Below are 13,795 nucleotides of genomic sequence, written 5' to 3'. Positions count from 1 at the left end.
TAGGGGCTGTATGAGGAGGGTTTGCTGTGCCTATTAGTGATCTGCCATCTGACTGGTCGCTGCGAATGCAAATTCCAGAGCAGGATGTGCATCTCGGTACCACAGAAATGGATTGGGACGTGGCTATTCGAGATACAATCTCTTATGTGGGGGAGCTTTATTCTTTTAAAACGCCCCTTCATGTACACGCCGAGTCTCGTTGGGCTGATGAGTCGTTGATGGTGGATATATATTTAGATTCGACTATTTCAGTTCCCTGTATTCGATGTCTTGAGATGACAGATATTGCATTGAAGACACATTTCATGTATCTTTACTCTTTGCGAGATAAAGAAACTGCTGCTGGAAAAGATGACGAGCATCTTGTAAGGGTTGATATGCTGGAGAAGCAATTGGATATTACGCAACAAGTGTGGGAAAGCTTGATTTTAAGTCTCCCCACTAATCCTTTGTGCAAAGAGGACTGTCGAGGACTTTGTCCTATTTGCGGAGCTTCTCTGAACAAGGGCGATTGCGGTTGTCGCCAAAACAATATCGATCCACGTCTCGCGGACTTGCTGAAGTTTAAAGACGAAGATTCTGAAGTTTAAAGTAAAGGAGGGAACTGACATGGCAACACCTAAAAGAAAAGTATCACATGCGCGTACACATAAACGGAAGGCTGTTTGGCTTGGTTCTGCTACTGCTCCAGGGCTTACCACATGTCCTCATTGTGGGGAGATGATTATGAACTATCGTGCTTGCCCCGAGTGCGGATATTATCGTGGCCGCAAGGTTGTCTCTACATCTGAAGAAGTAACGGAAGAAGCATAAGTTTGCTACAGTAACGAATATAAAAGCAAAAATGATGGCGGAAGGCATTTATAGTGTAAGCCTTCCGCTTTATTCTTTTTCTGTCCTTGATAGTTGCTCATGGTGAGGTATATGCACGCTAACTGCGAGCTTTCGCTTTGTCCTTTTCTGCCCTCTATAGGCGAAAATCTTCTTGACCGGCAGGAAGAAAAATATTATACTGACCCAGTCATCAGATCAGATGTTGATACCTGGTCTTAAAACTGGAGGGAGTTTGTTATCCGTTCAAAAAAAAAGAAACTCAGGCAGGAAAAACTATTGAAACTCCTTGAACAAAATCCGCTTTATACAGACAAAGAACTGGCACAAGCCTTAAAGGCTAGTGTCAGCACTATTCGCCTTGACCGGGCATTGCTTGGCGTTCCAGAGTTGCGAGAGAGGACCAAGCATATGGCGCAGCGGGCAACAAGTAAGCTCCGTTCTTTAAAACAGAGTGAGGTTGTAGGCGATCTCCTCGAGCTCGAACCTAATAAATGGGCTCTATCTGTTCTTCAGACGAAAAAAGAAATGGCGTTCCGTCACACGGATTATGTTTGCGACCACTATGTCTACTCTCAAGCCAGCTCTATAGCTATAGCTGTAGTGGAAGCAGACATGGTTATAATCGACTCTATGAGAGGCGAGTATAAGAGGCATGCCAAAGTGGGCGATGTGTTAATTGCTCGGGCAAAAGTCGGTGTTCATAAAGACAATAAATATATAGTGAGCGTAAGAACTCGGGTTGGCGATCAGGAAATTTTTGTCGGCCGTTTTATTGCTGTTGCCATCGACTCCCTCGAGCCACAAGATTAGAGGGGAGGACTTTTTATAATGTTGCTAGCTCTCGATGCAATGGGGGGCGACAACGCTCCTCGTGAGCTTTGTAAAGGTGCTTTGTTAGCCTGTAAAGAATTTGAGGATCTTGAGATTATTCTGGTGGGGAATCAACGCCAAATTGAACCCTACGTTACTAACGCTGAAAATTCGGTACGGAAAAGAGTATCTATTGTTCATACTGAAGAGTATATTGCTATGGATGATCACCCTAGTCAAAGTATTCGCAAGAAGAGGCATTCTAGTTTGCGTCTTGCCATGGAAATGACGAGAAGTGGCGAAGTGGGTGGCTGTGTTTCTGCAGGAAATACAGGAGCCATAGTGGCTGGCGGTGTTCTTGTAGTAGGACGTATTTCTGGAATTGATAGGCCTGCTCTGGGTGTTGCTCTTCCCACTCTAAATAAATATACCTTTTTGCTTGATGTAGGCGCCACAGTGCGGGCAAAACCAGTAAATCTTTTCCAATTCGCTCTCATGGGAGATATTTATTCAAAATGTATTCTAGGTGTTACTTCTCCAGAAGTGGCGCTTCTCTCTAACGGATCAGAAGATATAAAGGGCGATGAAGTTATAGCAAGCGCAAGAGAAATGTTAAGAGCGAGCGCTTTAAATTTTACCGGCTATATAGAAGGAGACGAAATCCCCTTTAGTAAGGCCGATGTAGTTGTTTGCGATGGGTTTTCTGGAAATGTTGTCTTGAAATTTGCTGAAGGTGTTATCCAGGCAGTGTATTCCATCGCTAAAGATGAGATCGATCGGAGGATGTTGCCTAAAATAGGACTTCTTTTTATGGTTCCGATGTTAAAAGATCTCTGGAGTCGTTTTGATTATGAAAAGCATGGAGGGACACCCCTTCTAGGCGTAAATGGAGTTGTAGTGAAAGCCCATGGACGATCAAAAGCTCCGGCTGTGGCCAGTGCTATACGAGTTGCACGTAACTTTGTGCTTCAGAAAGGCGTTGATCTGATATCTAACGAGCTTAACAGGGAGGTATAACAAATGGGCCTGTTTAGTGGACGTGAGGTTTCAATTTTGGGGGCAGGCATGTATGTCCCAGAGCGTATTATGACTAACGACGATCTGTCGAAAATGGTGGAAACGAGTGACGAGTGGATACGAGAAAGAACTGGCATTCGGGAGCGTCGTATAGCAAGAGACGATGAACTAACAAGCGATCTGGCATATAATGCCTCCCTGGTGGCGTTAAAGGACAGTGGCGTCCTTCCATCAGAACTAGATATGGTTATTGTAGCTACCAATACTCCTGATACTCTTTTCCCTGGAGTAGCTCCTAAATTGCAGGGAAAACTTAAAGCATCTCGGGCCGGCGCTTTTGACGTGCAGTCGGGATGTACCGGATGTATTTATGCCATAACGGTGGCGGTTTCCGGGATAGCATGTGGACTTTGGAACAAAGTCCTTGTGGTAGGAGCAGAGGTGTTATCCCGTATTATAAACTGGCAGGATCGCAATACCTGTGTTCTTTTTGGGGATGGAGCAGGAGCTCTTGTCTTAGGCCCTTCTTTATCGGGGCAGGGGCATTTTATATCAGCAGAACTCCGTTCTGATGGTGCGAGGTCGGATCTTATAACTCTTCCAGGAGGTCTGATAGAACATCCTGCCTCAGAAGAGACTCTCCGTGAAGGGCTTCATTATGTTCATATGAAGGGGAATGACGTCTTTAAGTTCGTGAACAGACTGCTCCCTTCTTTTTTGAAGAAAATGGTACAGACTGCTGGTTATCAGTCCGATCAAATTGATTGGTGGCTTTTCCATCAAGCGAACCTCCGAATTGTAGAGGGCGTTTTGCGACGTCTGGATGTGGACATGGATAAAGCTTTCGTTAACCTTGATCGTTATGGAAATACATCAGCAGCATCTATATTTTTAGCATTGGCGGAGCTTTTTGATAGTGTAAATTTGGTAAAAGGCCAAAAATTAGTTTTATCGAGCTTCGGGGCAGGCATGACTTACGGAGCGATTTTGTACGAGATGTGAGGTGAACATATTTTGGTTTGGAATAACAGAGTAACTCAACTTCTCGGCACCAAATATCCTCTTATTCAGGGGGGGATGGCATGGGTTGCAAATTCTACCCTTGCCGCAGCGGTGAGTAATGCTGGCGGCTTGGGACTTATAGGGGCAGCCAATATGCCTCCTGAGATACTAGATCAAGAGCTCCAGAGAATAAAGACGTTAACTGATAAGCCTTTCGGCCTTAATATTATGCTGATGTCTCCTACGGCTGATGACGCAGTAGAATTAGCAGCTAAACATAAGGTTCCTATAGTCACTACAGGGGCTGGAAGTCCAGGTAAGGTAATAGAAAAGCTTAAACCCATGGGAACTGTAATTATACCGGTTATTGCTTCAGTAGCTCAGGCTAAAAGGGTAGAAAAGCAAGGTGCAGATGCTGTAGTGGCAGAAGGGACAGAGGCAGGTGGCCATATTGGTGATTTAACGACTATGGTGCTTGTCCCACAAATTGTGGATGCTGTGCAACTTCCCGTTATTGCGGCTGGTGGAATTGCAGACGGGAGAGGGATAACTGCGGCTTTTTGTCTTGGAGCAGAAGGAATTCAGATAGGGACTCGTATGGTGTGTTGCACTGAGTGTACGGTCCATCAAAACTACAAACAAGCAATTATCAATGCAAGAGATCGTAGCAATGTGGTTACCGGACGTAGCACGGGACATCCAGTTCGTTGCTTGCGCAATAAATTGACAGCTCGGTTTGAAGAACTAGAAACAAGCGGAGCTTCGGTTGAAGATATAGAAAAGCTGGGAACAGGGCGACTTCGCGCCGCAGTGGTAGATGGAGATATAGAGTGGGGATCTCTGATGGCTGGCCAAAGTTCAGCCCTTATTCATGATGTGAGGCCAGCTGCCGAAATTTTGCAGAATATGTTCGCAGAGGCAGCTGATGTTATTACTCGATTACCCCGTTTTGAGAGCTAGAGAGTCGAGGTGACCGTATATTGAAATATGCATTGGTTTTCCCAGGTCAGGGAGCGCAGGAAGTTGGTATGGGGAAATCCCTTTTCGATATGTTCCCAATAGCAAGAGAAATCTTTCAAAGGGCTGATAGTTCTTTGGGATTTCATTTAAGCCAGTTGATATTTGACGGACCTGAAGAGAAGTTGACACTGACAGCTTATACTCAGCCAGCTATTTTGACAGTAAGTGTGGCAGTCTATGAGATTCTTTCTCAAGAATTTGGGTTGCACTTTTCTCCAGCCTATATAGCGGGCCATAGTTTGGGAGAGTATACAGCTCTTGTTGTGGCAGGAGCTCTATCTTTAGAGGATGGAGTTCGTCTTGTCCATCTCCGAGGTTCTCTTATGCAAGAGGCGGTTCCGGAGGGAGAAGGAGCGATGGCTGCCTTGCTTGGTTTAGAGTCAGATATAGTAGAAGATCTGTGTAAAACTATCGCTCCTCATGGAGAATGCCAGGCTGCAAATTATAATTCCCCAGGGCAGGTTGTTATTTCTGGAGCAACGGCCTTTGTGGAAAAAGCGGTTGAGGAAGCGAAGGAAAGAGGTGCTCGTAAGGCAGTGCTGTTGAAAGTGAGTGCTCCTTTCCACAGCAAAATGATGAGGCCAGTGGCAAATAAATTGAAAGAGGCTTTTAACGGCTGCCAATGGGAAGCCCCCCAGTGGCCTGTTGTGGCTAATGTTTCCGCACAACCTGTTTCCACTGTGCGGGAAGTGCAGAATGCATTGTTCCATCAGACATATATGCCTGTTTTATGGGCAAAATCTGTTGAATATATGGCATCTCAAGGAGTTGATACTTATTTCGAACTCGGACCGGGAACGGTTCTAGCCGGTCTTATCAAGCGCTGCCAAAAAGGGTCTAAAACCTATTCTGTAGCTACAGAAGAAGATATAAAGACCATCACTTCTCTTTTTAAGGAGGTGGTAGAGTGATGGGTATGGGTCGAGTTGCTCTCGTCACTGGTGGGGGGAGAGGAATAGGCAAACATATTGCGCTGGAACTTGCTGCCCGCAGATATCATGTGGCTATTAGCTATAACAAGAGCGGCACAAGTGCTATGGATGTGTGCGATATGATGCAACATTTGGGAGTAGATGCTTTCGCTGTACAATGTGATGTAACGAATCCGGAGCAGGTAGCAGAGATGTTTGTGCAGATAGAGGGGAATCTCGGGGCGGTAGACATTTTGGTTAATAATGCAGGTATTACTCGAGACAACCTCCTCATGAGAATGAAAGATGAAGAATGGCAAGACGTTATAGCTGCTAACCTGACATCAGTTTTTTATTGTACAAAGCAAGCTATTAAGAAGATGGTAAAAGCACGATGGGGAAGGATTATTAACATCTCATCAGTGGTGGGGCTCATTGGCAATCCAGGACAGTCTAATTACTGTGCTTCTAAAGCGGGTATTGTAGGTTTCACGAAAGCTGTTGCCAGAGAGTATGGCGCTAGAGGGATCACTGCAAATGCCATTGCTCCTGGATTTATTGAATCTGATATGACTTCGGTCTTGAAAGATGAGATTAAACAGTCTATGCTGGCTCAGATTCCTCTTGGTCGGGCAGGGACTCCTGATGATGTGGCCAGAGTTGCGGCTTTTCTAGCTTCAGATGATTCTGCATATGTAACTGGTCAAGTTATTGCCGTAGATGGCGGAATGACCATGTGTTAAGAAGAGTAGTGGAAGGGGGTGAAGGAGAATGAAGAAAGAAGAAGTTGTTGCTCGCTTAAAAGAAATTATTATGGACAGACTTGATGTTGAAGATGGCCAGATTGTTCTCGAGGCTTCCTTCGTGGAGGATCTTGGTGCTGATTCTCTTGACATCGTTGAGCTCATTATGGGTATTGAAGAAGAATTTGATATTGAAATACCTGACGAGGATGCTGAGAAGCTCACTTCCGTAGGGGAAGCTATGAAGTATACCCTCGAAAAGCTTGGAGTAGAAGAGTAATTTGGAATAAAGGCATTTCTGGGCCGGAGGAATATAGATCCCCCGGCCTATTGCAACATCGCGGTGCCCTATCCCTGAACGGTGAGGAGTGACGTGATTTGAGAAGGGTAGTTATTACAGGGCTTGGAGTAGTGAGCCCAATCGCGAATGGAAGAGTAGATTTCTGGAAAGCTCTTGAAGAAGGACGAAATGGCGTCGGTCCTTTAACGACCTTTGATGCCTCTGACCTTCCTGTAACTTTCGGAGCTGAGGTCAGAGACTTTGACCCAACTCATTGGCTTGACAATAAAGAGGTAAAACGCTCCGATCGGGTGATCCATTTTGCTGTAGCTGCTTCAGATATGGCTCTTGAGGATGCCCATCTGGATGTAAAAAGCCTGGATTCTAATAAATTTGGTGTTTATATTGGAACTGGACAAGGCGGCATAGAGACGACTTTTAATAATTTTCAGACCCTTATTGAAAAGGGCCCAAGACGAATAAGCCCCTTTTTCATTCCTATGATGATCAGCAATATGTCTACGGCTTACGTAGCTATTCGGTACGGCGCAAAGGGGCCCAATCTATGCGTTGTCACAGCATGTGCTACAGGAACCAATAGTATAGGAGAAGCTTATTACGCCATACAGCGAGATGACGCAGATGTTATTTTAGCTGGGGGCACGGAAGCTGCTCTTCGTTCTATCAGCATAGCTGGCTTTGCTGCTATGAAAGCTCTTTCGACCCGCAATGATGAGCCTCAGCGAGCATCTCGTCCTTTCGATCTGGACCGAGATGGCTTCGTAATGGGCGAGGGTGCGGGCGTTCTCGTGCTGGAAGAACTGGACCATGCTCTTCGTCGTGGAGCCCATATATATGGCGAAGTTGTGGGATATGGATCTACGTGTGACGCTAGCCACATTACAGCGCCAGATCCAAAAGGCGAAGGGGCAGTACGAGCGATGCGCCAAGCAATAAGTCAGGCAAAATGGCTTCCAGAAGATGTGGAATATATTAACGCTCATGGAACCTCTACCGGTCTAAACGATAAAATGGAATCTATGGCGATTCGTACCGTCTTTGGAGAATATACACCCAAGATTTTGGTTAACTCTACAAAATCTATGATTGGACACTGTCTCGGTGCCGCTGGAGCTCTTGAGACGATAGCTGCAATTCAATCTATTGTAGAGAACGTTGTCCATCCTACTGTTAACTATGAAACGCCAGATCCGGAATGTGATATTCATGTGGTAGGGCCTCAAGCGGTGCATAAACCAGTTTCTCGAGTGCTCGTCAACAGTTTTGGTTTTGGTGGGCACAATGCTGTTGTTGCTGTCCAGAAGTACGAGAGGTAAGAGGTCCTGTGAAGAATAGTCCTGAAAAAGAACAATGGTGGAATCAGAGTCTTCTCTCTTTTCAGGAAAAATTAGGATACTCTTTTTTAAGAAGAGAACTTTTAGAAGAGGCCCTCACCCATGCTTCTTATGCTTATGAAGAGGGCCTCCCTTATTATAATGAGCGTCTTGAATTTTTAGGAGACGCTGTGTTAGAGCTTGTGGTTTCAGCAGAACTCTATGGTGAGTATCCTGATCTTGACGAGGGGAAGTTAACTCAATTTCGCTCAAATCTTGTTCGAAAAAAAGCTCTTTTTATATGGGGGAAAAGTATGGAATTACCCCGACTTATTCGGGTGGGGAAAGGAATAGAACATCAAGGCATTAACTCTTCTATTATTGCTGATGCAGTTGAGGCAGTGTTTGGTGCTGTTTTTTATGATGGTGGATTTCAGGTAGCACAAAAAGTAATACGCAGATATCTTTTTTTCCAGTCTACTGTTAATCCTTATGAAGAAAATCAGGATCCTAAATCTCTTCTGCAAGTTGAAACTCAAAAAAGAGGAATGGGACATCCTGACTATGTAGTGGCCTCCTCTGAAGGGCCTTCGCATTTACCTAAGTTCACCGTACATTTAAAAATAGATGGAGTTATCTTTGGATGTGGAACGGGGCACTCGCGAAAACTAGCGGAGATTCAAGCAGCTGCCCAGGGGTTGGGCAAAATATCCCTCCTCAAAAGAGAGGGTATAGAGGGGGGGGAGGAAAAGGAGATTGACCATGGATCTTATGCAAAAAGCAATTATAATGACCAAAGATGATATAAAAAGAGTGTTAAAGAGGATTGGCAATGAGATCATAGAGTGGAACAGGGGAACAGAAGGGATAGCATTACTCGGAATACAAAGGCGCGGAGTGTATTTAGCTAAGCGACTTCAGGATGTGTTACTCCAGCAAGAAAAAGTAAAAATTCCCACAGGAGAACTTGATATAACCTTGTATAGAGATGATTTAACGTTGCTTCACGAGCAACCTATGGTCCATAGCACTTCCATTCCTTTCGATGTCAGTGGCATGAATCTTATTTTAGTAGACGATGTGATCTATACGGGACGGACTGTGCGGGCGGCTTTGGATGCTCTTATGGATCTTGGGCGTCCTTCCTCTGTGCAACTTGCAGTATTAATAGACCGAGGACATCGTGAGCTGCCAATACACCCGGATTTTTGTGGTAAAAAGGTTCCAACTTCCTCTGATGAAATTGTGGAAGTAAGAGTGGAAGAGCTTGACGGCGTAGATGATGTGGTTATTTGCGAAAAACAAAGTGAATGAAAAATTCTCCCCCACGAGAAAAGTGAGGTTGTTTTTTGCCTTTTTGCTCCTATTGTTCCTCGTCCCTTGCAGAGCTTTAGCTATGGACTTGTGGGTATCATCTCCATGGTTGTCTGTTATGTCCAATTTTATGGGGGGCGTATATGTAACAGTCCATCCTATGGTAGTGTGGTCTGAAGATGGATTGGAAAAAAGAGTGGCGCCAAAAAAAATGTCAGAAGATCTCCCCTTACTGGTATTAGATTATTCAGACGCTCAAAAATATGGAATATCTGAAAAAAGGAAGAATCTGTATGTTCTTTATCGAAATCTTCCTTTCCCTAGAGAGAAGTTAGATAGCTATTTTGCCGATCCCTCAGTGCTTCCCTTTATTGCTCAACGAATTTTGAATGTTTTTTCCAGCCTCGACACAGAGCATTATTTTTTCTACCAACGGCGACTAGCGGAGTTTCAGGGGCGTTTAGAGAGCACAGTCCTTCTTGGGAGACAATTACTGCAAGGTAAAAAAGTCTACGACCTCTCAGCTTCATATGGGGAGCTTTTACGGGCAGCCCGATGTGAAATATTGCGTCCTTCGGGGGAGAATGTAACTCTTTGGAAAAATGGAGAGTCTTTGGATAGCTTCAAACAAAAAGTAGAGGAAATTATAAAACAAGGTATTCCAGTAGTTTACGATGCACAAACACCTCGATGTATGCAAGATACGTTGCTAAAGATCAAATCTTCTCAAATTATTCTCCTTAAGCGACCTACTATAGAGGAAGATCTTATTATTTCTTTATATGACCAATATCTGTCTATATGGAATATAGCAGCTTTTTCCGCTACATCTAATTAGCTTTTAACAGCGGATTCTTTACACCGTCTCGACTGTCTGTCCCTTTTATCTCACAGGATTTCTAGTTAACAGCAGATTCTTTACCGCTAGCTGTCTTTTTAGGGAAAAAGAGGAATGGAATTGTAGCAGAAAAGATCATAAAACTTAAAATATGAAAGGGACTAACTTTTAGCCCAGACTCTACTACAAATCCGTCAAGAATTGGGCCAGTCATCATTCCCAGACTAAAGAAAATATTAAAAATACTCATAGTTCTCCCACTTCCGAATTCAGCGCTGTTTTCTGCTGTGATGGCAGCTAAAGAAGGAGAGGAAAGAGCGTGTCCGACCCCGAAAATGATACTGGCTACTGTAAGCCCTAAAAAGCTGCGGAAATAGGGTATAACCAGGAAAACAACTCCAGATAAAATGCCACCAAATACAATCAGACGATGTCGTTCTATGGTATCGGAAAGAGGGCCGAAAAACCGCTGCAGAGCTCCAGTTGCTATGGAGTTAAGAGAAAGTATTATCCCAATTTGGGAAAAAGATAGAGAGTATCCTTGAGCTAGAAGAGGAATAAGCATAAGGATGGTTCCCCGGCACATGGCAAAACAGAATTGATAGTAAAAACAAATTCGGAGTGCCCAATTTCGTAGCATTCCTTTTATAGCAGGGAACATCGTTTGACCAGTAGCTTGGGCTCGAGTAGGTATCCTGTGAGGAAGTTTCCGTATAACCATAAACAGAGCAAGACTTGTTAGGACTGTCATGAAGTAAAAAGGGAGTTGCCATCCCCATCGATCGGTGAGTATGCCGCTGATGAGAGGACCAAAGCCTACTCCTAAAAAATGAGCTCCTTGCAAAGTCCCAAAAAGACGACCTTCATTTCCCTCTTCAGCAACGTCGGCGCCAATAGCCATAGCTATTGGTATAACAAAAGCGGAACCCAAGCCGTGAAAGAACCTTATGGCTACTAATGCTACTGTATTGTCGGCTCTTACGTAAGCGAGAGATGCTAAAGAGTAGACCAATAGGCCTGCACCAAGAAGGAGTTTTCGATCAAAGCGCTCAGCTAACTCACCAGAGATGAGCATCCCTCCGGTTCGGGCAAAAGAAAAGGTTCCAAAAACAAAGCCAAGAACAATACCACTGGCGCCAAGTTTGGAAGCATATATAGGTAAAATAGGACTAATGACGCCTACTCCAAGCATGGCGCAAAAGAGAGAAAGAGAAAGTGTTAACAGAATATAATTATGAGATGTTTGAGAATTTGTCATGAGTTGCCCCTTCAAAAGATCCCCTCGCATATGTGAGGGGATCTTTGGATAACTTTATTGTACTAAATATTATCAACGATTTCAATCATACCTTCTCCCGGTTTGAATCTACCTATACATATACTTCTTTCAAAACCAGCATTTTTTAAAGATTGTATTATCCCTTCTGCCTTGTCAGGGCTCACAGCCAACAAAAACCCACCAGATGTCTGAGCGTCATAGAGGATATCTACTTCCTCATCGGGGAAAGCCTGCATTCCATGAACCATATCTTCGTATTGAATGCGGTTATTGTATGTTCCTGCTGGAATCAACCCGCTCTCTGCCAGCTCTATTACACCTGGAAGTAAAGGAACATTGTGAAGTCCAAGAACTAAATTAAGATTCTTCAGGGAAAGCATATCCAATGCATGTCCGATCAGACCAAAGCCTGTGACGTCGGTACAGGCATGGATAGCTATTTTTTGGTCTTCTGAAAGAATCATAGGAACATTGTTAAGGGTTGACATCCATCGAATGGCCTCTGACGGGCCTTGAGGATCTTCAATCATGTCAGCTTTAATGCCAGTAGCTATAATTCCTGTCCCAACAGGTTTTGTAAGAATAAGAAGATCTCCAAGCTGAGCTCCTACAACTTGCCATGGGTGCTCTCGTGCCACTTCTCCATATACAGCGAGCCCATATTTAGGTTCTTCGTCTTCTACGCTGTGTCCTCCCACTAGAAAAGCACCGGCTTCTCTTACTTTAGAATACCCACCTTCTAAGATTTCCCTTAATATTTCTATATCGAGTTTTTTTACAGGGAATCCTACTATGTTCAAAGCTACTATTGGATGTCCTCCCATAGCAAAAACATCACTGATAGAGTTACATGCAGCTATTTCTCCCCACTTTCTCGGATTATCTACGATTGGCGTGATAAAATCCAAAGTGAGAATACCGAGTCGTTTTTCATCTATAATCCAGAGAGCAGCATCTTCACCAGAAGCCCAAGTAGAAATGATCCTTTCATCATGAACTGGAGGAAGATTTCGTAGTATTTTTTCCAGGTCCGCCGGACCTATTTTAGCAGCTCACCCACTTGTTCTTGATAGTTCAGTTAATCGCATGGTCGATCCTCCTTTTCTTCGAAAGAAATTATAACAAATTTCAATCGAAATTATTCGATGAAGCTATGAGATACCACAAATAATTTACAGCGGAATTATTAGTGTTTTCCCTTATTAGGTCGATGAGAGAAGGGCTCTGGATGATATAATGAAACACTTGAATAAGAAACTGAGGGTTGTATATTGATGAGGAGGCTCATTATTTATGGTTAATATCCCGAACTCTACAGTATTGGAGGAACTGCGTTCCCTTAAAGAAGAACTGCAGGAAAGCCTTTGACCTCGTTTTTTTGGAATTTCGTTTGCAAGAGCTTGAAAAAAAGACAGTTGCTCCTTCTTTTTGGGGGAGTGGAGAGGCACGAGGCATAACCCAGCAATTGTCTTGGATACGAGACAAACTAGGCTCATGGAGTCAGGTCGTCTCTGAGTTTCAGGATTTAGAAACATTGGAAGAGATGTTACGAGAGGGAGATGATAAGGAACTCCAGAGTGAATTTGATAGTCGGTCGGTGGCTTTGAAGAAAGAAATAGAAAGGATGCAACTTTTGGAGCTTCTTAACGAAGATTATGACCATGGTAATGCCATTCTTTCGATTCATGCTGGTTCAGGAGGGCTTGATTCTCAGGATTGGGCCGACATGCTTTATAGAATGTATGTTCGATGGATAGAACAAAAGGACTTCCACATAAAAATCTTGGATTTGTTGAAAGATGCGGAGGCTGGAATTAATAGCGTTACACTGCTTGTGGAAGGGAACTATGCCTATGGGTATTTAAAATCAGAAAAAGGGGTACATCGTTTAGTCCGTATATCTCCTTTTGATTCAGCGGGGAGACGACATACAAGTTTTGCTTCAGTAGATGTGGTTCCGGAGCTTCCAGAGGATGTGGATATAGAGATTCGCCCTGAGGATATTCGTATCGATACATTCAGATCTAGCGGGGCTGGTGGGCAATATGTGAATATGACCGATTCTGCAGTGCGAATAACTCACTTCCCATCTGGAATTGTGGTCAGCTGTCAAAATGAGCGTTCTCAACATATGAATCGAGCAGTAGCCATGCAAATTTTAAAAAGCAGGCTTTATCAGCGGGCTCTTGAAGAACGCCACAATGAATTAGAAACCATAGGAGGAGAAAAGAAGGAAATTAGCTGGGGAAGCCAAATTCGGTCATATGTGCTCCATCCATATACATTAGTTAAAGATCATAGAACTGGCTGCGAGACTGGAAATGTCCAGGCAGTTTTAGATGGGGAGTTGGAAGACTTCATTATGGCCTATCTACGCTGGAAGAAACAAAGCCGCAAATAAGTAAGAGGAGGA

At 43.9% G+C, this 13,795-nt stretch carries 16 protein-coding genes; 14 read left to right on the top strand and 2 right to left on the bottom strand.

Going from position 1 to position 13,795, the window contains the following annotated elements:
- Positions 1–26: 26 nt before the first annotated feature.
- From B3L97_RS06655 to B3L97_RS06595, 13 genes are all read left to right on the top strand, one after another.
- The gene (locus B3L97_RS06655) at positions 27–590 is read left to right on the top strand and encodes a YceD family protein (protein WP_286934637.1); all 564 of its coding nucleotides are present in this window, start codon (positions 27–29) and stop codon (positions 588–590) included.
- Positions 591–609: 19 nt separating this feature from the next.
- The gene (gene rpmF / locus B3L97_RS06650) at positions 610–813 is read left to right on the top strand and encodes a 50S ribosomal protein L32 (RefSeq protein WP_024822142.1); all 204 of its coding nucleotides are present in this window, start codon (positions 610–612) and stop codon (positions 811–813) included.
- A gap of 297 nt (positions 814–1,110) precedes the next feature.
- Complete coding sequence (gene fapR, locus B3L97_RS06645) at positions 1,111–1,644, top strand: transcription factor FapR (protein WP_245587083.1); 534 nt, start codon at positions 1,111–1,113, stop codon at positions 1,642–1,644.
- Between the two features lie 18 nt (positions 1,645–1,662).
- Positions 1,663–2,661 carry a phosphate acyltransferase PlsX gene (plsX, locus tag B3L97_RS06640; protein WP_286934635.1) on the top strand — a complete coding sequence of 333 codons (999 nt, stop codon included), beginning with the start codon at positions 1,663–1,665 and terminating at the stop codon, positions 2,659–2,661.
- A gap of 3 nt (positions 2,662–2,664) precedes the next feature.
- On the top strand, positions 2,665–3,663 hold the full coding sequence (locus tag B3L97_RS06635) for a beta-ketoacyl-ACP synthase III (RefSeq protein ID WP_286934634.1): 999 nt from the start codon (positions 2,665–2,667) through the stop codon (positions 3,661–3,663).
- Positions 3,664–3,675: 12 nt separating this feature from the next.
- On the top strand, positions 3,676–4,623 hold the full coding sequence (gene fabK, locus B3L97_RS06630) for an enoyl-[acyl-carrier-protein] reductase FabK (protein ID WP_286934633.1): 948 nt from the start codon (positions 3,676–3,678) through the stop codon (positions 4,621–4,623).
- A gap of 20 nt (positions 4,624–4,643) precedes the next feature.
- Positions 4,644–5,594: an ACP S-malonyltransferase gene (gene fabD, locus B3L97_RS06625; protein WP_286934631.1), complete on the top strand. Its 951-nt coding sequence runs from the start codon at positions 4,644–4,646 to the stop codon at positions 5,592–5,594.
- Positions 5,595–5,599: 5 nt separating this feature from the next.
- A complete protein-coding gene (gene fabG / locus B3L97_RS06620) occupies positions 5,600–6,337 on the top strand; it encodes a 3-oxoacyl-[acyl-carrier-protein] reductase (RefSeq protein WP_286934922.1) in 738 nt (245 codons plus the stop codon).
- 28 nt (positions 6,338–6,365) lie between these two features.
- Complete coding sequence (acpP, locus tag B3L97_RS06615) at positions 6,366–6,617, top strand: acyl carrier protein (RefSeq protein ID WP_024822149.1); 252 nt, start codon at positions 6,366–6,368, stop codon at positions 6,615–6,617.
- Between the two features lie 98 nt (positions 6,618–6,715).
- Entirely contained in the window at positions 6,716–7,954 is a 1,239-nt protein-coding gene (fabF, locus tag B3L97_RS06610; protein ID WP_286934630.1) for a beta-ketoacyl-ACP synthase II, read from the top strand.
- 8 nt (positions 7,955–7,962) lie between these two features.
- A complete protein-coding gene (gene rnc, locus B3L97_RS06605) occupies positions 7,963–8,754 on the top strand; it encodes a ribonuclease III (protein WP_286934628.1) in 792 nt (263 codons plus the stop codon).
- Entirely contained in the window at positions 8,714–9,265 is a 552-nt protein-coding gene (pyrR, locus tag B3L97_RS06600; protein WP_034326657.1) for a bifunctional pyr operon transcriptional regulator/uracil phosphoribosyltransferase PyrR, read from the top strand. The genes rnc and pyrR overlap by 41 nt, the downstream gene beginning before the upstream one ends.
- 82 nt (positions 9,266–9,347) lie before the next feature.
- Positions 9,348–10,103 carry a hypothetical protein gene (locus B3L97_RS06595; RefSeq protein WP_286934627.1) on the top strand — a complete coding sequence of 252 codons (756 nt, stop codon included), beginning with the start codon at positions 9,348–9,350 and terminating at the stop codon, positions 10,101–10,103.
- A gap of 61 nt (positions 10,104–10,164) precedes the next feature.
- Here B3L97_RS06595 and B3L97_RS06590 read toward each other — a convergent pair whose 3' ends face one another.
- Both B3L97_RS06590 and selD read right to left on the bottom strand, forming a co-directional pair.
- The gene (locus B3L97_RS06590; RefSeq protein ID WP_286934626.1) at positions 10,165–11,361 is read right to left on the bottom strand and encodes an MFS transporter; all 1,197 of its coding nucleotides are present in this window, start codon (positions 11,359–11,361) and stop codon (positions 10,165–10,167) included.
- Positions 11,362–11,423: 62 nt separating this feature from the next.
- Positions 11,424–12,470 (bottom strand): selenide, water dikinase SelD, encoded by a 1,047-nt coding sequence (gene selD, locus B3L97_RS06585; RefSeq protein WP_084043884.1) that lies wholly within the window; start codon positions 12,468–12,470, stop codon positions 11,424–11,426.
- Positions 12,471–12,675: 205 nt separating this feature from the next.
- Between selD and prfB the strand changes: the two genes are divergently transcribed.
- Positions 12,676–13,783, top strand: a protein-coding gene (gene prfB, locus B3L97_RS06580) for a peptide chain release factor 2 (RefSeq protein ID WP_286934625.1) whose coding sequence is annotated in 2 segments (ribosomal slippage) — positions 12,676–12,747 and positions 12,749–13,783 — 1,107 coding nt in all. Because the reading frame shifts where the segments join, the coding sequence is not laid out codon by codon here.
- Positions 13,784–13,795: the final 12 nt, after the last annotated feature.

Origin of the sequence: Aminobacterium sp. UBA4834 (genome assembly GCF_002400205.1) — a bacterium.
GTDB lineage: Bacteria > Synergistota > Synergistia > Synergistales > Aminobacteriaceae > Aminobacterium > Aminobacterium mobile.
The sequence above is the reverse complement of the archived record's forward strand: the minus strand, read 5'-3'. Positions and strand labels throughout refer to the sequence as shown.

Coding starts and splice junctions, on each gene's coding strand:
- B3L97_RS06595 (WP_286934627.1), top strand. CDS start 9,348: ATGGACTTGTGGGTATCATCTCCATGGTTGTCTGTTATGTCCAATTTT.
- plsX (WP_286934635.1), top strand. CDS start 1,663: ATGTTGCTAGCTCTCGATGCAATGGGGGGCGACAACGCTCCTCGTGAG.
- acpP (WP_024822149.1), top strand. CDS start 6,366: ATGAAGAAAGAAGAAGTTGTTGCTCGCTTAAAAGAAATTATTATGGAC.
- B3L97_RS06590 (WP_286934626.1), bottom strand. CDS start 11,361: ATGACAAATTCTCAAACATCTCATAATTATATTCTGTTAACACTTTCT.
- B3L97_RS06635 (WP_286934634.1), top strand. CDS start 2,665: ATGGGCCTGTTTAGTGGACGTGAGGTTTCAATTTTGGGGGCAGGCATG.
- pyrR (WP_034326657.1), top strand. CDS start 8,714: ATGGATCTTATGCAAAAAGCAATTATAATGACCAAAGATGATATAAAA.
- fabG (WP_286934922.1), top strand. CDS start 5,600: ATGGGTCGAGTTGCTCTCGTCACTGGTGGGGGGAGAGGAATAGGCAAA.
- rpmF (WP_024822142.1), top strand. CDS start 610: ATGGCAACACCTAAAAGAAAAGTATCACATGCGCGTACACATAAACGG.